Below are 24852 nucleotides of genomic sequence, written 5' to 3'. Positions count from 1 at the left end.
GCTTAACCGCCCGTTTTCCTCCACGCCAGACTGACCCCTTCCCCGTCTTTGACTTCACCTTCGTTGGTCACAAACAGATCGTCCGCTGCGGCAATCGGCGTTTCGCCGTAAAACAGCAGCGGCGTGGTGTCTCGTCGCCACGGAGCAACGCCCAGCTCCTGCCAGATCTTCTTCAGCTTACGGCCGCCATGACGCCCGACGATATGCAGATGGCCGTTGGCGCGAAAGCGGACGGTGACTGGCTCATCCGCCGGGGGCGGGCGCAGCCTGCCGCCCGGCTGCAGCACCAGCTCACCAAGACCGTCCGCCAGCCGCAGCGGTTGGCGCCAGTCTGACCAGCGCTGGACGCTGTCCGTCTGCCCGGGTACATATCTCACCCAGTACAAGCGCTGCTGAAAACGGCGGACGGTAAATTCCCCCAACCGCAGACAGGGGCTGGCATCTTCCCGCGCCAGCGCCACCTCGTGCCAGAGGCGCTCAGGCACCTCGCGGGCCGGCATCGGCGCCTGCTGCCCGGCGAGCCAGCGACGCAGCAACGCCGCGCGGCGGGGAGAACTCATCGACGTCAGCGGCGCGATAGCCAGCGACCCGTCTTCGGCCACCAGCGACGCCAGCTCCGCCGCCAGCATCTCGTCCAGCAGCTGCTCCTGCTCGGCGCACAGGCTGGCGCTGCGGGCGACGGCCTCGCTAAAGTGCGGCCAGCGCTCACGCAGCACCGGGATCACCCGCAGGCGCAGGAAGTTGCGGTCATAGGTATCGTCCTGATTACTCTCATCTTCAATCCACGACAGCTGGTGGGCGAGCGCCCACTGGCGCAGCGATTCCCGGGTTTCATTGAGGAGAGGACGCAGCAGTCGACTGCCGGCAAAGGGAGACGATGGCGCCATCGCCGACAGGCCGGTCGGACCGCTGCCGCGTTTTAACGCCAGCAGCAGCGTTTCACACTGATCGTCCTGGTGCTGAGCGGTCACTAACACTTCGCCGGCGCGGAGCGTCTCCTGAAAGGCCTGATAGCGCGCCGCGCGGGCATGGGCCTCGATGCCCAGGCCGCCCCGGGCTAACGTCACGCGATGCACCGCCAACGGCACCTGCCACTGCTGGCAAATTTGCCGACAATGCGCCACCCAGTCGTCTGCGTGGGCGCTAAGGCCGTGATGAACATGCACCGCCCGCAGCGTCAGAGAGGGATCCTGTTCCCGCAGCCGCACCAGCTGATGCAGGAGAACCGTCGAGTCCAGACCGCCGCTGAAGGCCACCAGCAGCTGGCGATGGGGATGAAGCGTATGCGCAATGTTAGCCGTCATAACCACAAACATACCGAGAAGTGATGGCCCGGCACGTTACCGGGCCAGGGTCGCGCTGGCAAGGTTTACTGCTGATATATTTCCAGCGGCAGGTCGTCCGGATCGCTAAAGAAGGTAAAGCGTTTACCGGTAAAGGGATCGACGCGAATCGCTTCGCACTCCACGCCATGCGCCGTCAGGTGCGCCACCGCAGCGTCGATATCATCCACGCTAAAGGCCAGATGACGCAGCCCGCACGCTTCCGGACGACTGGGTCGGGCCGGCGGAAACGGGAACGAGAACAGCTCAATCACATACTCGCCGTTGAGCGCCAGATCGCCCTTCCAGGAGTCACGTTCGGCGCGATAAAACTCGCTTTGCAGCGTAAACCCCAGAATATCGCAATAGAACGCTTTACTGCGGGCGTAGTCAGTCGCAATGATGGCAATATGGTGAACCCGTTTCAAACCCAGCATGGTCAAACTCCTTCTGTTAAGCCAGCCACGTTACTCGTGCGCGCCGTTAACGCGCAAGCCTTTCGTCATTTTTTAAGACTCGTACCCGATACACGCCGTCCTCATCGCGCTTCGCGCCGTGAATATCGGTCTCAAACCCCGGGTAATGACGTCCTATTGAGCAGAGCATCAGCAGGAAGTCGAGCACCGCCCGGCTCTCCTCCGTGATCATCTCTCCCGGCATCAGCAGCGGTACGCCCGGCGGATAAGGGAGGATCATGTTGGCCGAAATCCGGCCCACCAGGTTCTCCAGTTCAATGGTTTCCACCTCACCCTTGATCTGGCGCTGCCAGGCATGATGCGGCGTCATTTTCATTTCCGGCAGGACGGCAAAGGCGCTGAGCATCAGCTGCGGCAGCTGGTGCTGGCGGATCAAGCGGTGGATCCCCTGTGCCAGATCCTGGATCCGCATGTTGCGGTAGAAGTCGGGATCTTCCGCGTACAGATCCGGCAACATATTTTTCACCCGCAGATTGAGATCGTAGGCGCGCTTAAATTCGGTCAGGCCGCGCAGCAGACCCATCGCCCGGGTTTTATCGATACCGATGCTAAAGAGGAACAGCAGGTTGTAGGGGCCCGTTTTCTCCACCACCACGCCCCGCTCGTCGAGGAACTTCGCCACCAGCGCCGCCGGGATCCCCTCTTCATCCATATTCCCCTGCTCGTCCATACCCGGCGTCAGAATGGTGACTTTCACCGGATCGAGGTACATATGATCCGCATCGGCATCTTTGAAACCGTGCCAGTCATCGCCCGGCGCCACCGGCCAGCACTCGGCTTTATCCACCGCTTCCGGCTGCCAGATATCAAAGAACCAGCCGTCCGACTCCTCGCGCAGTCGCTGCACCTCTTTGCGGAAATCCAGCGCCCGCTCAATGGAGCGCTGGATCAGGCGCTTACCGGAGTTACCGCGCAGCATCGCCGCCGCGGTCTCAATCGACGCGACGATGGGATAGCTCGGCGACGTAGAGGTATGCATCATAAAGGCTTCATTAAAGGTCTCTTCATCATAGTTGCCCTTAATGTGGATCAGCGAGGCCTGCGACAGCGCGGCCAGCATCTTATGCGTCGACTGCGTCTCGAAGATGACTTTTCCGGGGATCCGCTCACCGCTCATGCCGCTTTTCCCCTGATATATCGGATGGAAATGGGTATACGGCACCCAGGCGGAATCGAAATGGATCGACGGGACGTCGAGCGTCTCTTTAAGCCAGGTGGTGTTGTAGAGCAGCCCATCGTAGGTGGAGTTGGTGATCACCGCATGCACGGGCCACTGCGCCCCGCCCGTGTCGCGCACTTTCTGCTGAATACTGTCGCGGGTAAACTCGCGCCGGGGGATACCGCCGAGGATCCCTAACGCATTGCGGGTCGGCTTCAGCCACAGGGGAACCACATCGCTCATCATCAGCAGGTGGGCCAGCGATTTGTGACAGTTACGGTCAATCAGCAGGGTACTGCCGGCGGGCGCCGAGTACATACCGACAATTTTATTGGACGTCGAGGTACCGTTGGTCACCATATAGCTTTGCTCGGCGCCAAAGGCGCGAGCGATATACTCCTCCGCCTCCAGATGCGGGCCGGTATGATCCAGCAGGGAGCCCAGCTCGGTGACCGAAATCGAGACATCCGCCTTCAGCGTATTCCCGCCAAAGAAATCATAGAACAGGCAGCCCACCGGGCTTTTCTGATAGGCGCTACCGCCCATATGACCCGGCGTACAGAAGGTATATTTCCCCTCCTGCACATAGTTAAACAGCGCGCGGGTAAATGGCGGGGTGATATTGTCCAGGTACTCGCGGGTATACTGCCCGATACGGGTGGCGATCTCTTCGGAGAGTCCCAGCGCATATTCGAAGAACCACAGCGTCATGCGCAGATCCTGACTGCTGACGTCCATCGTCGAGTGGGCGTTGATAAAGGCGTACAGAGGCAGATATTCATTGAGCTGGTTAATATCGCTGCACAGATCAACGCTGTACTCATCCCAGTCGAAGATCACGCCGCAGATGCGCGGGTTGTGCTCGATAAACTGCAGCAGGTCGGCGCTATTTTGCGGCCAGATGGTCTGAAAGCCCTGGCGCTGCAGCGCCGCTTCCAGTTCTTTGATCGGCTCGTCTTTGTGGTAGACGCCGTGAGGCCCCATGATGGCGATGATATTCACGCTTTCCTCCTGGTATTCACCTAAGTCCAGCATCATAGCAATCCCCTGGGCGCATCGCACATAAAAAAAGGGCCGGAAAATCCGGCCCTTAGTGTTTTGCGCTAGCGGAAAACTTAGGCGTAACCGTAGCTCATCAGACGTTGATAGCGGCGGTTCAGCAGCTCTTCTTCGCTGAGAAGATCGAGATCGGCCAGGTCCGCCAGCAGCTGCGCTTTCAGGCTTGCCGCCATCGCTTCCGGGTTGCGGTGGGCGCCGCCCAGCGGTTCCGGAACGATAGAATCGATCAGCTTCAGCTCTTTCAGACGCGGGGCGATAATGCCCATCGCTTCCGCAGCCAGCGGCGCTTTATCCGCGCTCTTCCACAGAATGGAGGCGCAGCCTTCCGGCGAAATCACCGAATAGGTGCTGTACTGCAGCATATTGACCTTGTCGCCCACGCCAATCGCCAGCGCGCCGCCGGAGCCGCCTTCGCCGATCACGGTGCAGATAACCGGCACGCTCAGACGCGACATCTCACGCAGGTTGCGGGCAATCGCTTCCGACTGGCCGCGCTCTTCCGCGCCGACGCCCGGGTAGGCGCCCGGGGTGTCGATAAAGGTGATGATCGGCATTTTAAACCGCTCAGCCATCTCCATCAGGCGCAGCGCTTTGCGGTAGCCTTCCGGGGCCGGCATACCAAAGTTGCGACGAATTTTTTCTTTGGTTTCGCGACCTTTCTGGTGGCCGATGATCATCACCGGACGACCGTCAAGACGCGCGATACCGCCGACAATCGCTTTATCGTCAGCGAAGGCGCGGTCACCGGCCAGTTCGTCAAATTCGTCGAACGCCAGGCGGACATAATCCAGGGTGTAAGGACGGCGCGGGTGGCGCGCCAGTTGCGCAACCTGCCATGCACCGAGATCGGCGAAGATTTTGCGCGTCAGCTCTACGCTTTTCTCGCGCAGACGATGCACCTCTTCGTCGATGTTAATATCCAGTTTCTCATCCTGACGGCTTACCGCAGTCAGGGAATCGATTTTCGCTTCCAGCTCTGCAATCGGCTGTTCAAAATCTAGGAAATTCAGACTCATAGTATTCCTGTATTAGTCAAACTCCAGTTCCACCTGCTCCGAGCCGATAAGGCCACGCAGATCGTTGAGTAAACGATCGCTCGGAGAGACGCGCCATGTTGCGCCGAAACGCAACCGCGCGCGTGCATCCGCCCTCTGATAGTAGAGGTGCACTGGAATGGTTCCCGAACGGTGGGGTTCCAGAGACTGACGGAGTCGGTTTAAAAGCTGGTCATCAATTTGCCTGTCCGTCAGCGAGATAGCAAGCCCGCGAGCATATTTTTCCCGGGCTTCGTCAATGTCCATGACTTCACGGGCGGTCATTTTAAGCCCCCCGCTAAAGTCATCAAAGCTGACCTGTCCGCTGACGATAAGTATGCGGTCTTTTTCCAGCAACTGCTGATATTTATCCAGCGCGTCGGTGAATAACATCACCTCCAGCCGCCCGGAACGGTCATCCAGGGTACAGATGCCGATACGATTGCCGCGCTTGGTGACCATTACCCGCGCCGCAATCACCAGCCCCGCCGCCGTGGTCACTTTTCCACGATCGGTCGGATGCATGTCTTTGAGCCTCACGCCGCCGACGTAGCGCTCAATCTCTTTCAAATACTGGTTAATCGGGTGCCCGGTCAGGTACAGCCCCAGGGTCTCCCTTTCACCATCCAGCACCACCTGCTCAGGCCACGGCTGGCAGCTGGCGTAGGACTGTTCAATCTGCTCAGGCTCTTCCGCCAGCACGCCGAACATATCGGCCTGGCCGATGGCCTCGGCTTTGGCGTGCTGATCGGCGGCTTTCAGCGCATCGCCCAGTGAATTCATCAGCGCCGCGCGATGCGGACCGAGACGATCGAACGCCCCGGACATAATCAGTTTTTCCAGCACCCGACGGTTGAGCTTTTTAATATCGGTCCGCGCGCAGAGGTCGAACAGCTCGCGGAAATAACCGCCGTTGTTGCGCGCCTCAATGATCGCTTCGATCGGCCCTTCGCCGACGCCCTTGATGGCGCCGATACCGTAGACGATCTCGCCGTCGTCGTTGACGTGGAAATGGTACAGGCCGGAGTTAATATCCGGGGGCAAAATTTTCAGCCCCATACGCCAGCACTCGTCCACCAGGCCAACGACCTTCTCGGTGTTGTCCATATCGGCGGTCATTACCGCCGCCATAAACTCAGCCGGATAGTGCGCCTTAAGCCACAGCGTCTGGTAAGAAACCAGCGCGTATGCGGCGGAGTGCGATTTGTTAAACCCGTAACCGGCGAATTTCTCCACCAGGTCGAAGATTTTCATCGCCAGCTCGCCATCAACGCCGTTTTTCTTCGCCCCATCCTCAAAGATAGAACGCTGCTTGGCCATCTCCTCCGGCTTTTTCTTACCCATCGCACGACGCAGCATATCCGCGCCGCCGAGGGTATATCCGGACAGCACCTGGGCAATCTGCATGACCTGTTCCTGGTACAGGATGATGCCGTAGGTCGGCTCCAGCACCGGTTTCAGGCTTTCATGCTGCCACTGTACGTCCGGATACGAGATCTCTTCGCGGCCGTGCTTACGGTCGATAAAGTTATCTACCATCCCCGACTGCAGCGGGCCCGGGCGGAACAGGGCCACCAGCGCGATCATATCTTCGAAGCAGTCCGGCTGCAGGCGTTTAATCAGATCTTTCATGCCGCGCGATTCAAGCTGGAAGACCGCGGTGGTTTCCGAGCGCTGCAGCATGTCGAAGCTTTTCTTGTCATCCAGCGGGATGGCGGCGATATCCAGCGGCCCTTCGCCGTTCTTCTCACGGCGCTTGTTAATCATCTCCAGCGCCCAGTTAATGATAGTGAGCGTACGCAGACCGAGGAAGTCGAATTTCACCAGCCCGGCGTATTCCACGTCATTCTTGTCAAACTGGGTAACCGGATGCAGCCCCTGCTCATCGCAATACAGCGGGGCGAAGTCGGTGATTTTGGTCGGCGCGATAACCACGCCGCCCGCATGCTTACCGGCGTTTCGCGTCACCCCTTCCAGCTTACGCGCCATGTCGATCAGCGCTTTCACTTCTTCGTCCGCCTCGTAGATCTCCGGCAGCTGCGGCTCGGCCTCAAAGGCTTTCGCCAGCGTCATGCCCGGATCGGGCGGCACCAGCTTGGAGATGCGGTCGACAAAGCCGTACGGGTGACCCAGCACGCGGCCCACGTCGCGGATGACCGCCTTCGCCGCCATGGTACCGAAGGTGATGATCTGCGATACCGCGTCGCGGCCATACATATCCGCCACGTGCTCGATAACCTGGTCGCGTTTCTCCATGCAGAAGTCGACGTCGAAGTCGGGCATCGAAACACGTTCCGGGTTGAGGAAACGTTCGAACAGCAGGTCGAATTCCAGCGGGTCAAGATCGGTGATCTTCAGCGCGTAGGCCACCAGCGAGCCGGCGCCGGAACCGCGGCCCGGGCCGACCGGCACGCCGTTATCTTTCGACCACTGGATAAACTCCATCACGATCAGGAAGTAGCCGGGGAAGCCCATCTGGTTGATCACCTGCAACTCGATATCCAGACGCTCGTCGTATTCCGGTCGGCGCTTCGCGCGCACTTCCGGATCCGGGAAGAGGAATTCCAGCCGCTCTTCCAGACCCTCTTTCGATTTCATCACCAGGAAATCTTCCGTGGTCATATCGCCGGTCGGGAACTGCGGCAGGAAATATTCGCCAAGCCGCACGGTGACGTTGCAGCGTTTGGCGATCTCGACGCTGTTTGCCAGCGCTTCCGGAATATCGGCGAACAGCTCGCACATCTCCTCCTCGCTGCGCATATATTGCTGTGGCGAGTAGTTGCGCGGCCGTTTCGGGTCGTCGAGGGTGAAGCCGTCGTGAATAGCGACGCGGATTTCATGGGCGTCAAAGTCGCCAGTGTCGAGGAAGCGGACATCGTTGGTCGCCACCACCGGCAGACCACGCGCTTCCGCCAGCGCTACGGCGGCATGGAGATAACTCTCTTCATCCTGACGACCGGTGCGGATCAGCTCCAGAAAATAGCGATCCGGGAAATGCTCTTCATAGAAGGAGACGCACTGCTCAACCAGCGGCATGTTGCCGCGGATCAGGCTGACGCCGACGTCGCCTTTACGGCCGCCGGAGAGCAGAATCAGCCCTTCCTGATGTTCCACCAGCCAGTCGCGATCGATCCACGGCCCCAGGGCGCCGTAGCCGCGCTGATAGGCGCGGGAAATCAGCAGAGTCAGGTTCTGGTAGCCGGTGTTGTTCGCCGCCAGCACGGTCAGCTCGGTAAATTCGTCGCCGAGCAGGTCGCACTGCACGTGGAAATCGGCGCCGACGATCGGCTTAATCCCCGCGCCGTGTCCCGTCCCGTAGAACTTCACCAGCCCGCAGAGGTTGGTGAAATCGGTGATTGCCAGCGCTGGCATGCCAAGCGAGGCCGCCTTCTTGACCAGCGGCCCGGTCTTTGCCAGCCCATCGATCATGGAATAGTCGCTGTGCACCCGCAGGTGTACGAAACGTGGTTCAGCCATCTTTAGATCCCGGTGACTTAGTTGGACGCCAGGCCCAGGGCACGCTTCACCGGGCCGAAACTGCGCCGGTGATGCTCTGTTGCGCCGTGTTCCTGCAGCTTCTGCAGGTGAACAGCGGTGGGATAGCCTTTATGCTGGGCAAATCCGTAGTGGGGAAATGCGAGGTCCAGCGTGGCCATTTCGGCGTCACGAGTGACTTTTGCCAGAATAGACGCTGCGCTGATTTCTGCCACCCGGCTGTCGCCTTTCACCACCGCCAGGGAGGGCATCGGTAGCGACGGACAGCGGTTGCCATCGATCAGGACAAACTCGGGCACAATGCTCAGGCCGGCGACGGCGCGCTGCATCGCCAGCATAGTGGCATGCAGGATATTCAGCTCATCGATCTCATGCGGCTCGGCGCGCCCAAGGCTCCAGCACAGCGCTTTCTCTTTAATCTCATCGAAGAGCGCCAGTCGACGCTTCTCGCTGAGTTTTTTGGAATCATTCAGACCCACAATCGGCTTCGCCGGATCGAGGATCACCGCCGCGGTCACCACCGCGCCAACCAGGGGGCCACGCCCGACCTCATCGACGCCGGCAACCAGATGGGTATGCGGATAGACGAACTCCATCATTGTTTTGCTAACTCCAGTACGGCATCCGCCGCCTGCTCATCGGCGTTGCAGCGGATCTGCTGATGCAGCGCGCGGAATGTCTCATGCATCTCATGGCTGGTTTTGCCATCGGCCAGCAGCGGCTGCAGGGCGGCAGCCAGCGCCTGCGGCTCGCACTCATCCTGCAGCAGCTCTTTAACCAGCTCGCGCCCGGCCAGCAGGTTCGGCAACGAGACGTAGTCGGTTTTAACCAACCGCTTCGCCAGCCAGAAGGTGAACGGCTTCATGCGATAGCCAACCACCATCGGGCATTTCGCCAGCATACACTCCAGCGCCGCCGTCCCGGAGGCCAGCAGCGCGGCGTCGCTGGCGATCATCGCCTCGCGCGCCTGGCCGTCCAGCATATGCACGATCATATCCGGCGCCGTCTCAGCTTTAATTCGCTCAAACTGCTCCCGCCGTTTAGCATTAACCAGCGGCACCACCACCTGCAGATCGGGATAGGTAGCCCGCAGAAGCTGCGCGGTTTTCAGAAAGTCCGCGCTGAGCATTTCGACTTCCGCGCCGCGGCTACCGGGCAACAGCGCCAGGCAACGCACGTCGTGCGGGATCCCTAACCGGTCGCGCGCGGCGCCTTTGTCAGGATCCAGCGGCATCGCATCCGCCATGGTATGGCCGATAAAGCGGCAGGGAACGTTAAATTTGTCATAAAACGCTTTTTCGAAAGGCAGAAAGGCCAGCACCAGATCGGTGGATCTGCCGATTTTGAAAACGCGTTTTTGTCGCCAGGCCCAGACCGATGGGCTGACGTAGTGGATGGTTTTGATGCCCTGCTTTTTCAGATTCCCTTCGAGGGTAATATTGAAGTCAGGGGCGTCGATACCAACGAAAACATCGGGACGCAGCTCGCCGAAGCGGCGGGTCAAATCGGCGCGAATATGGAGTAAGCGACGCAGGCGACCGAGCACTTCAACAATACCCATCACCGCCAGCTCTTCCATTTCGTACCAGGCTTCACACCCTTCCGCCTGCATCAGCGGTCCCGCCACGCCGACAAAGCGCGCATTCGGGATGCGTGCTTTGAGGGCGCGGATGAGGCCAGCGCCAAGAATATCGCCGGAGGTTTCTCCGGCGACCAGGGCAATCGTCAGGGGACGCTGTTCAGCCATTAACGAATCAAGCCGCGGGTAGAGCGGGCGAAGAAATCGACAAACGGCTGAACTTCAGGATGCTGAGTCGCCAGTTCGGCGATCTCCGGCTTGGCTTCTTCCAGCGTCTTGCCGCTGCGGTACAGCAGTTTATACGCGTTGCGGATCGCGGTAATCGCTTCCCGGCTGAAGCCGCGGCGTTTCAGGCCTTCGATGTTGACGCCGAACGGCGTCGCATGGTTGCCCTGGGCAATCACGAACGGCGGAACGTCCTGCGCTACGCCGGAGCAGCCGCCAACCATAACGTGTGAGCCAATGACGCAGAACTGGTGCACCGCAGTCATGCCGCCGATAATGACATAATCATCCAGCGAAACATGGCCCGCGAGCGTCGCGTTATTGGCCAGGATGCAGCGATCGCCAAGCGTACAATCGTGCGCCACGTGGGCGTTGATCATCAGCAGGTTATCGTTGCCCACCTTTGTTAATCCACCGCCCTGTACTGTGCCGCGATGAATGGTGACGCTTTCGCGAATGCGGTTGCGATCGCCAATTTCCACCCGGGTTGGTTCGCCAGCATATTTCAGATCCTGGTTAACTTCGCCGATGGAAGCGAACTGATAGATCTCGTTGTCACGGCCGATTTTGGTGTGGCCGTTAACGACAACGTGAGACTTCAGTACGGTGCCTTCGCCGATTTCGACGTTGGCGCCAACAATACAAAACGGACCAATGTGGACGTTAGCGCCAATCACGGCGCCTTCTTCAACAATGGCGGTAGGATGAACAAAAGCGGTTTTATCAATCACGTATCAGGCCTCCCGGCTACGCGCACACATCATCGTCGCTTCGCAAACCACTTTACCGTCAACCAGCGCAACGCCTTTAAAACGGGTCAGGCCGCGGCGGGTTTTCTCGAAAGTGACTTCCATAATCATCTGATCGCCTGGTACTACCGGGCGTTTGAAACGTGCTTCATCGATACCCGCGAAGTAATACAGCTCGCCTGGTTCCAGTTTTCCAACGCTTTTGAATGCCAGAATCCCGGTGGCCTGCGCCATTGCTTCCAGAATCAGGACGCCCGGCAAAATCGGCTTACCAGGGAAATGCCCCTGGAAAAACGGCTCGTTTACAGAAACATTTTTTACTGCGCGCAGAAAACGACCTTCTTCAAAATCCAGCACGCGGTCTACCAGCAGGAACGGGTAACGGTGAGGCAGAAGTTCCAGAATCTCTTCAATGTGCAGAGTATGAGTGTCAGTAGTCAAAATACTCTTCCTGTCTAAATGTACTAAAAGGCAATAATAACACGGCCTGCGGCAATCTTTTAGCGAATGCAACAGGCCGGAAATGTCATGTGACCAAATGATGAATTAGTCTTGTTGATTAACCTTGCGCTCAATCGCTTTCAGGCGCTTGCTCATCTCGTCAATATTCATCACCAACGCAGCGGTTTTACGCCACGCCTTGTTCGGCTGCAGCGGAATACCGGAGGAGTATACGCCAGGTTCGCTGATAGGACGCATCACCATCCCCATCCCCGTGACGGTGACCTTATCGCAGATTTCCATATGGCCGTTAATCACGCTGGCGCCGCCAATCATGCAGTAGCGGCCGATTTTCAGGCTGCCTGCCATGATGACACCGCCAGCAACCGCGGTATTGTCGCCAATCACCACGTTATGCGCAATCTGGCACTGGTTATCAATGATAACCCCGTTGCCAATCACGGTATCGTCCAGCGCGCCGCGGTCAATTGTGGTGCAGGCGCCGATCTCCACGCGATCGCCAATAATGACGCGACCCAGCTGCGGGATCTTCACCCAGTTGCCGCGATCGTTGGCGTAGCCGAAGCCATCCGCGCCGATCACCGTGCTCGACTGGATCAGGCAATTCTCGCCGATCTCAATCTCATGGTAAACGGTCACATTGGCCCACAAACGCGAGCCGGCGCCTATTTTCGTATTTTTCCCAACGAAGCAGCCTGCGCCGATGACCACGTTATCGCCCAGCTCTACCCCGGATTCGATAACGGCGTTGGCTCCGATGGCAACGTTGATACCCAGCTTCGCCGTCGGATCGATAACCGCGCTCGGCGCGATATCCTGTGCCGGCTGCGGCGTGGTATCCAGAATTTGAGCCATGCGCGCGTAGGTCAGGTAGGGATTACGCACTACCAGCGCGGCGCTATGGGTAAAAGGCAAATCATCCTGCGTCATCACAACGGCAGAAGCCTGGCAAGCGGCCAGGTGTTCACGGTACTTAGGGTTGACCATGAAAGTGATTTGGCCCGTTTTCGCGCTCTGCATGGACGCAACGCCGGTGATGACGATATCGCCATCACCGTGTAATTCTGCATCCAACTGCTGCGCAAGATCAGCCAGTCGAATTGAAGGCATTACTTATTTAACCTGTTTCAGCACATCAGCGGTGATGTCTTTTACATCGCTGCTGTTGTATGCAACGGCATTCGCGTCAACCACCAGATCGATGCTCTGATCTTTCGCTACGCTCTGTACGGCAGTCTGGATACGGGTCACCAGTTTGCCACGCTCTTCGTTGGAACGACGAGCGCGATCCTGTTCAAACGCCTGCGCTTTCTGGGAGAAGGTCTGGCGCTGAGCCATCACGTCTTTTTCCAGTTTGGTACGATCGGCGCCCGGCTTCATGGACTGCAGACGCTGCATTTTAGACTGCAGGTCGCCTTCCATACGCTGCAGTTCGCTAGCGCGGCCTTTGAACTCGTTTTCCAGCGTGTTGGAAACGCCAGTTTTCTGGGCAACCTGTTGGAACAGGCTGTTCATGTTCACCAGGGCAATTTTATCTGCCGCCTGAGCGGAAGTTACCATTGCCAAACCCAGACCTGCAGCTAATAACCACTTTTTCACAATAAACTCCTTACCATCCCATGAGTACCCAGGGGTACCGTTATTTGCGTGGCGAGGCGATAAACGCGTTATCGCCTACGGTCAGCGCTATACTGCACTTGCATTCCATTGCCGCCAACAATTACCAGGTTTTACCAATGTTAAACTGGAACTGTTCGGCTTTGTCTCCATCGTACTTTTTGAACGGTTGGGCGTAGGAGAAGACCAACGGCCCCAACGGCGACATCCACTGCACGGCAATACCCGCAGACATACGGATGTTGCTCGGATCGCTGTAATCCGGATAACCGCCATACGCGCTCGAATCCCAGTGAGTATCCCATACGGTACCCATATCCCAGAAGAAGGAAGTCCGGACAGAGTTCGCATATTTGTCACTAATGAACGGCGTCGGGGTAATCAGCTCCAGGCTGGCCACCGCCATCGCGTTACCGCCCACCGCATCATCGGATTTACACGGTGCGGATTCGGTGCTCTTACATTCATTATCATAGCTGTCATCATCGTCATGACGGCTGCTTGCCGGGAAATACACTGCCTTCGGACCAATGGTGTTCGACTGGAAGCCACGCACGGTGCTGGAGCCACCGGCATAGAAGTTCTCATAGAACGGCATCTCTTTGCCGCCGATACCATCGCCATAGCCAAAGCGGGTACGACCCAGCACCACCCATTCATGATCGTTGTCGATCGGCACATAGGTGGCGGTATCCAACGTCGCTTTGTAGTATTCGTTGTCCGAACCCGGAATGGTCACTTTACCGTTCAGGTTGACGCGCGAACCTTCCGTTGGGAAGAAGCCGCGGTCAAGCTTGTTATAGGTCCAACCGTAGTTGAAGGTGAAGTCATTCGCACTGAACGAGTTCCGGTCGTTGGTGTTGTCCGGATACTGGCCCATCGAGTTCAGGTAACGCCACATCGCCACCTGCGGCTGCATATTGGACAGGGAGTTATGCACATACCCGACGCCGGCGCGCAGCGTGTTGTATTCGTTGACCGGGAAGCCCAGCGTGATGTCTGTACCATAGCTTTTGTTGGTATAGTCAGACAGATCCGCATCGTTCGCATCAAAGTCATTATAGAAGACACGGCCGCCGAGGCTCACACCGTCTACGGTGAAGTACGGGTTGGTCACCGACAGCTCGGTATAGGTTTGGTAGTCGTTTTTGGTGCCGTTGATCCCGACAGCATAGCCAGTACCTAACCAGTTATCCTGCTGAACGCCCGCCTGGAAGCTGACGCCGCTCTCGGTACCGTAACCGATACCGAAGTTGAAGCTACCGGTGTTACGCTCTTTCACCTTGTAGACTACATCGACCTGGTCCGGGCTGCCCGGGACGCGCTGGGTATCGGTATCGACCGTTTCGAAGAAGCCTAAACGGTTGAGACGGTCTTTACCCTGATCGACGAGGTCGCTGCCCAGCCACGCGCCTTCCATCTGGCGCATTTCGCGGCGCAGAACGGCATCTTTGGAGGTGTCGTTGCCTTCGAAGCGAATTTTACGCACGTAATAGCGGTTGCCCGCATCGACGTTGACGTGCAGCTTAACGGTTTTATCGCTGTCGTTGATCTCCGGCTGCGACTGCACGCGCGGGTAGGCGTAACCATAACGACCCAACAGTTTCTTGATGTCGTTTTCCATCTTGGTCACTTTCGCGCCGTTATACAGTTCACCCGGCTCGACTTTGGTCAGCGCTTCGATTTCCGCGGAATGGCCGGCGAGGTTGCCCGTCACCTGCACCCCGGAAAACTTGTACTGATCGCCTTCAGTGATGTTGACGGTGATGTAGATCCCTTTCTTATCCGGCGTCAGGCTGACCTGGGTAGAATCGATGTTGAAACGGGCATAGCCGCGATCCAGGTAGTAGCTGCGCAGGGTTTCAAGGTCGCCCGCCAGCTTCTGCTTCTGGTACTTACGGTCGCCGACCACGTTCCACCACGGCACTTCATCGCGCAGCTGGAAGTGGGAGATCAGCTCATCAGTCGAAAACGCATGGTTGCCGACGATGTTGATCTGCTGAATTTTAGCGGAGACGCCTTCCTGGAAGACCAGTTTCAGGTCGACACGGTTTCGCGGCAGCGGAGTAACCACCGCTTTGACGCTGGCGCTGTATTTACCGACGCTGTAGTAGAAATCCTCGAGACCCTTCTCGATGTCCGCGATGGTCGTGCGGTCAAGCGACTCGCCCACCCGAACGCCAGAGGCCTCAAGGTTCTGCTTGAGCATGTCATCTTTCACCGACTTGTTGCCGGAGAAAGTGATGCTGGCGATCGTCGGACGCTCTTTCACCTGCACCAGCAGGGTATCACCATCGCGCAGGACGCGGACGTCCTCGAAGTTGCCAGTGGCAAACAGCGCGCGAATAGTGTTACTGATATCATCGTCGGTCACCGTATCGCCAGGACGCACTGGCATACTGAGGAGGGCCGCACCAACAGCGACACGCTGCAAGCCTTCGAAATGAATGTCCTTCACCACGAACCCTTCAGCACCGTATACAGTCGCGCTGCTAAACAGCAGCGACGCTATGAGCAACTTTTTCATCGCCATCGTTATTATGCGTTCTTCCTAACAAACTCTCTTATAACCGAGAGAAATCATTGAAAAGTGCAAGCCCCATTAACAGCACCAGCAGTATTGAGCCAATGCGATAACTAAAGTCTTGAACTCGCTCGGATACCGGCCCGCCCTTCAGCTTTTCAATCGCCAAAAACAGCAGATGTCCCCCATCCAGTACGGGTAGTGGGAACAGGTTGATGATTCCGAGGTTCACGCTAATCAGCGCAAGGAACATCAGATAATAAATCAACCCAAACTCCGCTGACATTCCAGCCCCCTGAGCGATAGAGATCGGCCCACTGAGGTTGTTCAGTTTGACATCACCGGTTATCAATTTACCCAGCATCCTGACCGTCAGCGACATCAGCTGCCAGGTTTTATCCGTGGCTTCAGCGATGGCGGCAAACGGTCCGTACTGACGTACTGTCTTGTATTCTTCAGGCAGCGGGATGACCTTTGGCACCACCCCTGCGAACCCTTCTGCCTTACCTTTCACCGTTTTTGCATCCGGCGTCAGGGTTAACGGCAGCGCACTCCCCTGCCGTTCAATCTCCAGCGCCAGCGCTTTGCCCGGATTATCGCGCACCAGATTAACAAACGTCATCCACTGTGTTAACGGTTGTCCATCGACTTTAACGATCCGGTCGCCCGCTTGCAAACCTGCTTTCTGAGCTGCCGAGCCCGCCTGGACCTCCGCCAGCACCGTATCAATCTGCGCGCTGCGCGGCTGGATCCCTAGCGACGTCACGGGATCTTGCTTGTCTGGCTCAAACGCCCAGTGCCGCAGATCGACAATTTTATCCTGGCGCTGATTGGTCCCGAAAGGGGCGACGGTAAGTATTGTTTGCGGGTTGCCGATTTTGGCCACCAGCTGCATACGCACCGCATCCCAATCAGGCGTTTCGATACCATCTATCGCTTTAAGTTCCGTGCCTTTTGCAATTTGTGCTTGCGCGGCAACCGAATTGGGGGTTATTTCACCCACTACCGGGCGAACTCCAGGAACGCCGATGATGAAGACCAGCCAGTAGGCAAAGATAGCGAAAAGGAAGTTAGCGATGGGACCGGCGGCAATCACCGCCGCACGCTGGCCGACGGTTTTATTATTGAAAGCGTAGTGGCGCATCTCCGGCGCCACCGCTTCAACACGCTCATCCAGCATCTTGACATAGCCGCCCAGCGGGATCAGGGCAATGACGAACTCCGTACCCTGCTTATCCATCCGCCGCCACAGCGCTTTGCCGAAGCCGATAGAAAAACGCTCAACCCGGATACCGCAGCGGCGCGCTACCCAAAAATGGCCAAACTCATGCACCGTAATCAGTACGCCAAGCGCAATGATAAAAGCTGCCAGATTCCAGAGCACGCTCAGCATATAACCTTCCGTCAAATCGTCCTGAAGACCAACAGTAGCAGACAGGCGAAGACCGGCACCGCCGCCGTCAGGCTGTCGATACGATCGAGAATACCGCCATGTCCGGGAATCAAGTGCCCGCTATCCTTAATGCCGGCCTCGCGCTTAAACATACTTTCCGTCAGATCGCCCAGCACCGAAGCCAGGGCTGCCACCACCGAACAGACCAGCAGCACCGTTGGCGTAACGTCAAGATGGGCCCACACCCCGTAGGCCCAGGAGATCACCGCCGCGGTCAGCAAACCGCCAAAAAAGCCCTGCCAGGTTTTCCCCGGCGAGACCTTCGGCGCCAGCTTGTGCTTGCCAAACATTTTGCCAAACATATAGGCGCCGGAGTCCGCGCCCCAGACCAAAATCATCACATACAGTAGCCACAGCGCGCCGCTGTAATGGTTATCGGTATAGTGCCAGGCGCGCAGCGCCAGCATGCCCCAGAAAAACGGGACGATGGTCAGGATACCGAAGATAAGGCGCAGCACTTTCGAGTGCCGCCAGAATGCCGCCGACGCCGGATAAGAGAGCACCAGCAGCAGCGCGACGATCCACCAGGCGAAAGAGGCCCACAGCGAGCCTTCAACCATCGGTTGATGAACGTCATAATGGTATTCCGGCAGCAAAAACAGCATCGCCGCCAGCAGAAGGCCGCACAACACCGCCAGCCAGACCCGCTGCGACGTCGAGGTGAAACCGCTCAGTTGCCCCCACTCCCACGCGGCGAGCATACAGACCACCAGGGTCACGATAGCAAACCCCATCGGCGGCAATAAAAACAGCGCCGCAATGACGACGGGGATTAAGACGAAAGCAGATATCAGGCGATACTTCAGCAAAAGTGACCCCCATCAGGCATGACTGCCACCCGGCTCAGTGCCGCCGAAACGACGCTCTCGATTAACAAAGGCATGGAGTGCACCTTCAAAGTCCTGTTCAGCAAAATCGGGCCAAAGAACATCCGTAAAGTAAAGTTCGGCATAGGCAATTTGCCAAATCAGAAAATTACTTATTCGGTGCTCTCCCCCGGTCCTAATAACTAAATCTACGGGAGCCAGTTCATGCATGCAGACCTGCTGACTCAGCATGTCTTCCGTGATCTGCTCAGGCAGCAGCGTCCCGTCCTGTACCTGTTTCGCCAGAAAACGAACGCCCTGGGTAATATCCCAGCGACCGCCGTAATTGGCCGCAATATTCAGCGTTAAGCCGGTATTGTTCGCGGTCAGCGCTTCCGCTTTGCGGATACGCTCCTGCAGGCGCGCATTGAAGCGCGTGGTGTCGCCAATAATCCGCAAACGCACATTGTGTCGGTGCAGGCTTTTGACTTCGCTATCCAGCGCCCAGACGAACAGCTCCATCAGCGCACTGACTTCCTGAGCCGGACGGTTCCAGTTTTCGCTGCTGAACGCGTATAACGTTAACGCCTCAATTCCATTATTCGCCGCGAAAGAGACCGCGCGACGCACGGATTTCGCACCGGCCTTGTGCCCGAAAGCGCGAATTTTACCTTGCCGTTTCGCCCAACGGCCGTTGCCATCCATAATAATGGCGACATGACGGCAGCCATGTGTAGGCGATATTTCGCTGACAGTTTGATTAGCAGACAACATCACGCGTTTTAAGTCCATAATAAGGATTAACTAGCCACCAAACAGAGGCCACCGGGCCGCGCTGGATACGCATTTTTATCCGGTGCCGGGGCTGCAGCCAATCGCAGAGAACAACCAAAAGCTTTACGCAAAAAAGCCGTGTTTTGCCACGGCCACCGTAATCTTCAACAACAAAATGCAACGATCGGGTGGCGCAGACTATATCACTGAAGCTTTGCGCCCACAAATATCACCGCGTTACGCCTGGGTGACCAACCGCTTCAGCTGTTGATGAGCAACCGCGCGGGCCTCAGCGTCGATAACCAGAACGTCATCAATGCTTTGCGGCTCCAGCAGGTTCATCTTATCCAGCACCGCCAGGTTAACCGCCGCAATATCGGTAAAGCGGATATCGCCCTGCAGAAACGCGGCGACCGACTCTTCATTGGCCGCATTCAGCGTGGTGGTCGCCGCCTGGCCGACGTCAAACGCCTCCATCGCCAGCTTCAGGCACGGATACCGCGTATAGTCTGGCGCGGAGAAGCTCAGATTGCTCAGCTGACAGAAGTCCAGCGGCTTAGCCCCGGAGTTCAGCCGCTGCGGCCAGCCCATGGTATGAGCGATCGGCGTGCGCATATCCGGTTCCCCAAGCTGCGCCAGCACGCTGCCGTCCTGATAGCGAACCATCGAGTGGATCACCGACTGCGGATGGATAAGGACCTCCATCTGCCGGGCCGAGGCGTTAAACAGCCAGCGCGCTTCAATATATTCCAGACCTTTGTTCATCATCGTGGCGGAGTCGACGGAGATCTTGCGTCCCATCGACCAGTTGGGATGACGGCAGGCCTGATCCGGCGTCATCGCCGCAAGTTCAGCTACCGCTGTCTCGCGGAAAGGCCCGCCCGAGCCGGTCAGCAGAATGGACGAAACGCCGTTCTGCGCCAGGTCAGCGTATCCCAGATGCTGCTGAATTGTCTCCGGCATACTCTGAAAAATCGCGTTATGTTCGCTGTCGACCGGCAGCAATCGCGCCCCCGACCGTTGAACCGCCTCCATGAACAAGCGACCGCAGGTCACCAGCGACTCTTTATTCGCTAACAACACCGTTTTTCCGGCGCGGATCGCCGCCAGCGTCGGCACCAGACCCGCCGCGCCGACGATAGCCGCCATCACCTGATCGACCTCCTCCAGCGCAGCGACCTCTGCCGCCGCCTGCTGGCCGCTCAGCACCTCGGTACGGCAGCCATGTTCCTGCAGACGGGTGCGCAACCGCTCAGCGCTTTGCGCATCGTCCATCACGGCGTAACGGGGGGTAAATTCAAGGCATTGTTCAACCATACGGTCAACGTTTTTCCCCGCGACCAGCGCGGCGACGGAAAAGCGACCGGGATTATGGCGTACCACGTCCAGCGTGCTACAGCCAATGGAGCCGGTCGAACCGAGAACGGTTAATTGCTTCATGAGACGTCCAGAAGAGTGGAAACAGAATAAAAAGCAAAACGCCGCCAGCAAGCCCCTACGCAGCAATTATCAGGGATAAGACGGCGGCATCAGGCCTTCAACTTAGCGCTAAAGGCTACAAGGCCAGCGGTCGCAACGCAATCCCGAGAATTGAGCGTACAGTCTTCTGTACGGCGTTTCGGATTTTACTCAGGCCAGACGCTGTCAGGCCCGAGTAAGGGCAGAGCATCAGAACTGCATCAGTTCCGCTTCTTTGTCTGCCAGCGCCGCGTCAACTTTCTTGATGGCGGCGTCAGTCATTTTCTGCACGTCGTCCTGAGAACGGCGATCGTCATCCTCGCTGATCTCTTTCTCTTTCAGCAGCGCTTTGACTTTGTCGTTGGCGTCGCGGCGAACGTTACGTACGGCAACGCGCGCCTGCTCAGCTTCACCACGCACGATCTTGGTCAGATCTTTACGACGCTCTTCGGTCAGCGGCGGCAGCGGAACACGAATATCGCTACCGGCAGAGCTTGGGTTCAGACCGAGGTCGGACGCCATGATCGCTTTTTCAACAGCCGCGGACATAGAACGGTCAAAGACGTTGATTTTCAGGGTACGGGAGTCTTCGACGGTGACGCTGGCCAGCTGGCGCAGCGGGGTCGGCGTACCGTAGTATTCAACAACAATCCCGTCCAGCAGGCTCGGAGAAGCACGACCCGTGCGAATTTTGCTGATTTGGTTTTTGAATGCTTCGACGCATTTTTCCATGCGGATTTCAGCATCTTTTCTGATATCGCTAATCACGTTACGAATCCTTGAAAGCTTGTCTCAGTCAGACCAGACGGGGCACCCGTCGGAAAATGAGCTAAGTATAGTCAGATTTAATGAAAATCACCGGGTAATATCCCCGCGAAAGTAAAGCGGAATCTTACCCGGATTTGGCGCTGACGGGAATTATTCCGTGATCAATGTGCCTTCTTTTTCGCCCATCACCACGCGACGCAGCGCGCCAGGTTTGTTCATGTTGAAGACGCGAATCGGCAATTTATGGTCACGCGCCAGGGTGAAGGCCGCCAGATCCATCACTTTCAGCTCTTTTTCCAGCACTTCGCTGTAGGTCAGCTGATCGTACATCGTGGCGGAAGGATCTTTGGCCGGATCGGCGGTGAATACGCCGTCAACCTTGGTGGCTTTCAGCACCACATCGGCTTCAATTTCAATCCCGCGCAGGCAGGCTGCGGAATCGGTGGTAAAGAACGGGTTGCCGGTACCCGCGGAAAGGATCACCACGCGGTTGTTGCGCAGCAGGCTGATCGCCTCTGCCCAGCTGTAGTTGTCGCACACGCCGTTCAGCGGAATGGCGGACATCAAACGAGCGTTCACATAGGCGCGGTGGAGCGCATCGCGCATCGCGAGGCCATTCATAACCGTAGCCAGCATGCCCATGTGGTCGCCCACAACGCGGTTCATACCCGCTTTCGCCAGACCAGCACCACGGAACAGGTTACCGCCACCAATTACTACGCCAACCTGAATACCCAGCTCAACCAGCTCTTTGATCTCTTGAGCCATGCGGTCAAGTATGCTTGCATCAATACCGAAGCCTTCTGAGCCCTGCAGCGCTTCGCCACTTAATTTCAGCAGAATACGTTTGTAGACGGGTTTTGCATTGGTAGCCATGTTTCTTTCCTGAGACTGTCAACGAATGAGATGTGAGAATTCCGGCGACATTGTATGTCGCATTTCAGCGCGGTCACTATAAGCAGTTGGCTGAATTTACAAAATGGGCGCAAAAAGAAGCCGCCCTCAGGCGGCTCCTTGTAAAAATTAAGACTGCTTGGACATCGCAGCAACTTCTGCTGCAAAGTCAGTCTCAACTTTCTCGATGCCTTCGCCCACTTCAAAGCGGATGAAGCCAGTCACGTCAGCGTTGTGCTCTTTCAGCAGCTGACCAACAGATTTGCTCGGCTCCATGACGAAAGGCTGACCAGTCAGAGAAACTTCGCCGGTGAATTTCTTCATGCGGCCTTCAACCATTTTCTCTGCGATTTCTTTCGGCTTACCGGACTGCATCGCGATGTCCAGCTGAACCTGGTACTCTTTCTCTACCACTTCAGCAGACACGTCTTCCGGCTTAACGAATTCCGGCTTGCTTGCGGCAACGTGCATTGCCAGCTGCTTAACCAGCTCTTCGTCAGCGCCTTTAGCGGCAACCAGAACGCCGATGCGCGCACCGTGCTGGTAGCTGCCCAGAACGTCGCCTTCCAGAACAGCGATACGACGGATGTTGATGTTCTCACCGATTTTAGCAACCAGGGCAACACGTTCTTCTTCGAACTGCGCTTTCAGAACTTCAACGTCGGAGATTTTACCCGCAACAGCGGCGTCCAGTACTTTGTCAGCAAATGCCTGGAAACCACCATCTTTAGCAACGAAGTCAGTCTGGCAGTTAACTTCCAGAATGTAACCGTAGTTGCCTTCGATTTTGGTTTTGATCACGCCGTCAGCAGCCACGTTGCCTGCTTTCTTCGCCGCTTTGATCGCGCCGGATTTACGCATGTTTTCGATTGCCAGCTCGATGTCGCCATTCGCTTCAGTCAGCGCTTTTTTGCAATCCATCATGCCTGCGCCAGTACGTTCGCGCAGCTCTTTTACCAGGGAAGCGGTAATTTCAGCCATTCTAAAATCCTCGGGAGATGTGGATACTGCCCGGCCAACGGCCAAACAGCGTAAATTGAAAAAAGGGGCCGATAATGGGCCCCTATTCATACACGGTACTAATAAGGGCTTAAACCTTATTATTCAGCTTCTACGAAGCTTTCTTCCGCCTGAGAAGCCAGGTCCTGAGAGCGACCTTCACGAACGGTAGCAGCAACAGCGCCCAGGTACAGGCTTACTGCGCGGATTGCATCGTCGTTACCCGGGATAACGAAGTCTACGCCGTCCGGATCAGAGTTGGTATCAACGATAGCAAATACCGGGATGCCCAGGTTGTTTGCTTCTTTGATAGCGATGTGCTCGTGGTCAGCGTCGATAACGAACAGTGCGTCCGGCAGGCCGCCCATGTCTTTGATACCGCCCAGGCTGTTTTCCAGCTTGTCCAGCTCACGAGTACGCATCAGCGCTTCTTTTTTGGTCAGCTTGTCGAAAGTACCGTCCTGGGACTGAGTTTCCAGGTCTTTCAGACGTTTGATGGACTGACGAACGGTTTTCCAGTTAGTCAGCATACCGCCCAGCCAGCGATGGTTCACGAAGAACTGGTCGCAGCTCAGAGCAGCGTCTTTTACCGCTTCGCTTGCAGCGCGCTTAGTACCAACGAAAAGGATTTTACCTTTACGAGCAGCGATCTTGTTCAGTTCAGCCAGAGCGTCGTTGAACATCGGTACGGTTTTCTCAAGGTTGATGATGTGAACTTTGTTACGCGCACCGAAGATGAACGGCTTCATTTTCGGGTTCCAGTAACGGGTCTGGTGACCGAAGTGAACACCAGCCTTGAGCATGTCGCGCATGGAAACAGTTGCCATGTTTAAAACCTCTATAGATTAAATTGGGGTTATGCCTCCACGTATCCCATATTACCGACCCCGAAGGGCACCCCGGAATATGTGCCGATACGTGTGTGTTATTACACAAAGTGAGCGATGTCGCTTACGTCCCATCCTTGTGTATCTGAGATGGAACGGAAGTCCGGCGCGCTTTATATCACAAAATCCATCCAGACACCAACTCTTGTTGACGTCACGTGCTGTTAATGATTCTCAGTTTGGCACCAGCCTACCCGGACTGTTACCATTGACAGGACTTACTCTATTATTGTCGAAAATATCGACACTGCTGGACATACTCCATGGCTATCTCTATTAAGACATCTGAAGATATTGAAAAAATGCGCGTTGCCGGTCGTCTGGCCGCTGAAGTGCTGGAAATGATCGAACCCTGGGTTAAGCCGGGCGTCAGCACTGGCGAACTGGACCGTATCTGTAACGACTATATCGTTAACGAGCAGAAGGCCATTTCCGCCTGTCTCGGCTATCACGGCTATCCGAAATCCGTCTGCATTTCGGTCAACGAAGTGGTCTGTCACGGTATCCCTGACGACGGCAAGCTGCTGAAAGATGGCGATATCGTGAATATCGACGTGACCGTCATTAAAGATGATTTCCATGGCGATACCTCCAAAATGTTTATCGTCGGCAAACCGACGATTCTTGGCGAGCGCCTGTGCCGTATCACTCAGGAAAGCCTGTACCTGGCGCTGAAGATGGTGAAGCCGGGCATCAACCTGCGCACCATCGGCGCGGCGATTCAGAAATATGTGGAAGCGGAAGGGTTCTCCGTGGTTCGCGAATACTGTGGTCACGGCATCGGCCGCGGCTTCCATGAAGAGCCGCAGGTGCTGCACTACGACTCGCCGGAAACCAACGTCGTGCTCAAACCAGGCATGACCTTCACCATCGAGCCGATGGTCAACGCCGGTAAAAAAGAGATCCGCAGCATGAAAGACGGCTGGACGGTGAAAACCAAAGACCGGAGCTTGTCTGCGCAGTACGAGCATACTATTGTGGTGACAGACAACGGCTGCGAAATTCTGACGCTACGTAAGGATGACACCATCCCGGCGATAATCTCGCACGATGAATGATGAAAAGCCGGCGCCCGCCGGCTTTTTTATTAGATAGTTTTTTCTTATGGTGAC

At 56.8% G+C, this 24852-nt stretch carries 21 protein-coding genes; 1 reads left to right on the top strand and 20 read right to left on the bottom strand.

The window, feature by feature from the left end; genetic code table 11:
* Positions 1–2: 2 nt before the first annotated feature.
* From tilS to rpsB, 20 genes are all read right to left on the bottom strand, one after another.
* A complete protein-coding gene (gene tilS, locus QLG03_RS14180; RefSeq protein WP_282473651.1) occupies positions 3–1316 on the bottom strand; it encodes a tRNA lysidine(34) synthetase TilS in 1314 nt (437 codons plus the stop codon).
* A gap of 53 nt (positions 1317–1369) precedes the next feature.
* Complete coding sequence (locus QLG03_RS14175; protein ID WP_002889387.1) at positions 1370–1759, bottom strand: VOC family protein; 390 nt, start codon at positions 1757–1759, stop codon at positions 1370–1372.
* A gap of 46 nt (positions 1760–1805) precedes the next feature.
* A complete protein-coding gene (locus QLG03_RS14170) occupies positions 1806–3959 on the bottom strand; it encodes a lysine decarboxylase LdcC (protein ID WP_255989452.1) in 2154 nt (717 codons plus the stop codon).
* Positions 3960–4072: 113 nt separating this feature from the next.
* Positions 4073–5032 carry an acetyl-CoA carboxylase carboxyl transferase subunit alpha gene (accA, locus tag QLG03_RS14165; protein ID WP_004145855.1) on the bottom strand — a complete coding sequence of 320 codons (960 nt, stop codon included), beginning with the start codon at positions 5030–5032 and terminating at the stop codon, positions 4073–4075.
* Positions 5033–5044: 12 nt separating this feature from the next.
* Positions 5045–8527 (bottom strand): DNA polymerase III subunit alpha, encoded by a 3483-nt coding sequence (gene dnaE, locus QLG03_RS14160; protein ID WP_023292051.1) that lies wholly within the window; start codon positions 8525–8527, stop codon positions 5045–5047.
* A gap of 17 nt (positions 8528–8544) precedes the next feature.
* Positions 8545–9144 (bottom strand): ribonuclease HII, encoded by a 600-nt coding sequence (gene rnhB / locus QLG03_RS14155; RefSeq protein ID WP_004204458.1) that lies wholly within the window; start codon positions 9142–9144, stop codon positions 8545–8547.
* The gene (gene lpxB / locus QLG03_RS14150) at positions 9141–10292 is read right to left on the bottom strand and encodes a lipid-A-disaccharide synthase (protein WP_177335753.1); all 1152 of its coding nucleotides are present in this window, start codon (positions 10290–10292) and stop codon (positions 9141–9143) included. The genes rnhB and lpxB overlap by 4 nt, the downstream gene beginning before the upstream one ends.
* Entirely contained in the window at positions 10292–11080 is a 789-nt protein-coding gene (lpxA, locus tag QLG03_RS14145; protein ID WP_004204455.1) for an acyl-ACP--UDP-N-acetylglucosamine O-acyltransferase, read from the bottom strand. The genes lpxB and lpxA overlap by 1 nt, the downstream gene beginning before the upstream one ends.
* A gap of 3 nt (positions 11081–11083) precedes the next feature.
* A complete protein-coding gene (gene fabZ / locus QLG03_RS14140) occupies positions 11084–11539 on the bottom strand; it encodes a 3-hydroxyacyl-ACP dehydratase FabZ (protein WP_004145858.1) in 456 nt (151 codons plus the stop codon).
* A gap of 105 nt (positions 11540–11644) precedes the next feature.
* Complete coding sequence (lpxD, locus tag QLG03_RS14135) at positions 11645–12670, bottom strand: UDP-3-O-(3-hydroxymyristoyl)glucosamine N-acyltransferase (RefSeq protein ID WP_255989443.1); 1026 nt, start codon at positions 12668–12670, stop codon at positions 11645–11647.
* Positions 12671–12673: 3 nt separating this feature from the next.
* Complete coding sequence (gene skp, locus QLG03_RS14130; protein ID WP_002889325.1) at positions 12674–13159, bottom strand: molecular chaperone Skp; 486 nt, start codon at positions 13157–13159, stop codon at positions 12674–12676.
* Positions 13160–13280: 121 nt separating this feature from the next.
* On the bottom strand, positions 13281–15710 hold the full coding sequence (gene bamA / locus QLG03_RS14125) for an outer membrane protein assembly factor BamA (protein WP_023292048.1): 2430 nt from the start codon (positions 15708–15710) through the stop codon (positions 13281–13283).
* Positions 15711–15741: 31 nt separating this feature from the next.
* Positions 15742–17094 (bottom strand): sigma E protease regulator RseP, encoded by a 1353-nt coding sequence (gene rseP / locus QLG03_RS14120; protein ID WP_086075007.1) that lies wholly within the window; start codon positions 17092–17094, stop codon positions 15742–15744.
* Positions 17095–17105: 11 nt separating this feature from the next.
* Positions 17106–17963, bottom strand: coding sequence for a phosphatidate cytidylyltransferase (gene cdsA, locus QLG03_RS14115; RefSeq protein WP_023292047.1), 858 nt, complete (start codon positions 17961–17963; stop codon positions 17106–17108).
* Between the two features lie 12 nt (positions 17964–17975).
* Complete coding sequence (gene ispU, locus QLG03_RS14110) at positions 17976–18734, bottom strand: (2E,6E)-farnesyl-diphosphate-specific ditrans,polycis-undecaprenyl-diphosphate synthase (RefSeq protein ID WP_032429282.1); 759 nt, start codon at positions 18732–18734, stop codon at positions 17976–17978.
* Positions 18735–18971: 237 nt separating this feature from the next.
* Positions 18972–20174 (bottom strand): 1-deoxy-D-xylulose-5-phosphate reductoisomerase, encoded by a 1203-nt coding sequence (gene ispC / locus QLG03_RS14105; protein ID WP_044521082.1) that lies wholly within the window; start codon positions 20172–20174, stop codon positions 18972–18974.
* Positions 20175–20402: 228 nt separating this feature from the next.
* Positions 20403–20960 carry a ribosome recycling factor gene (frr, locus tag QLG03_RS14100; RefSeq protein ID WP_002889308.1) on the bottom strand — a complete coding sequence of 186 codons (558 nt, stop codon included), beginning with the start codon at positions 20958–20960 and terminating at the stop codon, positions 20403–20405.
* 150 nt (positions 20961–21110) lie between these two features.
* Entirely contained in the window at positions 21111–21836 is a 726-nt protein-coding gene (gene pyrH, locus QLG03_RS14095) for a UMP kinase (RefSeq protein WP_002889306.1), read from the bottom strand.
* A gap of 147 nt (positions 21837–21983) precedes the next feature.
* Positions 21984–22835, bottom strand: a complete 852-nt coding sequence (gene tsf, locus QLG03_RS14090; protein WP_004151930.1) for a translation elongation factor Ts — start codon at positions 22833–22835, stop codon at positions 21984–21986.
* A 119-nt stretch (positions 22836–22954) separates the two neighbouring features.
* Positions 22955–23680: a 30S ribosomal protein S2 gene (gene rpsB / locus QLG03_RS14085; RefSeq protein WP_004204447.1), complete on the bottom strand. Its 726-nt coding sequence runs from the start codon at positions 23678–23680 to the stop codon at positions 22955–22957.
* 323 nt (positions 23681–24003) lie between these two features.
* Here rpsB and map point away from each other — a divergent pair, with 323 nt between their 5' ends.
* Complete coding sequence (gene map, locus QLG03_RS14080; RefSeq protein WP_004204446.1) at positions 24004–24798, top strand: type I methionyl aminopeptidase; 795 nt, start codon at positions 24004–24006, stop codon at positions 24796–24798.
* Positions 24799–24852 lie beyond the last annotated feature (54 nt).

This window comes from Klebsiella sp. V115_8 (genome assembly GCF_029967715.1).
In the GTDB taxonomy this organism is placed as follows: Bacteria; Pseudomonadota; Gammaproteobacteria; order Enterobacterales; family Enterobacteriaceae; genus Klebsiella; species Klebsiella quasipneumoniae.
Note: the sequence above shows the minus strand (reverse complement) of the source record. Positions and strands in the feature narration are given on the sequence as shown.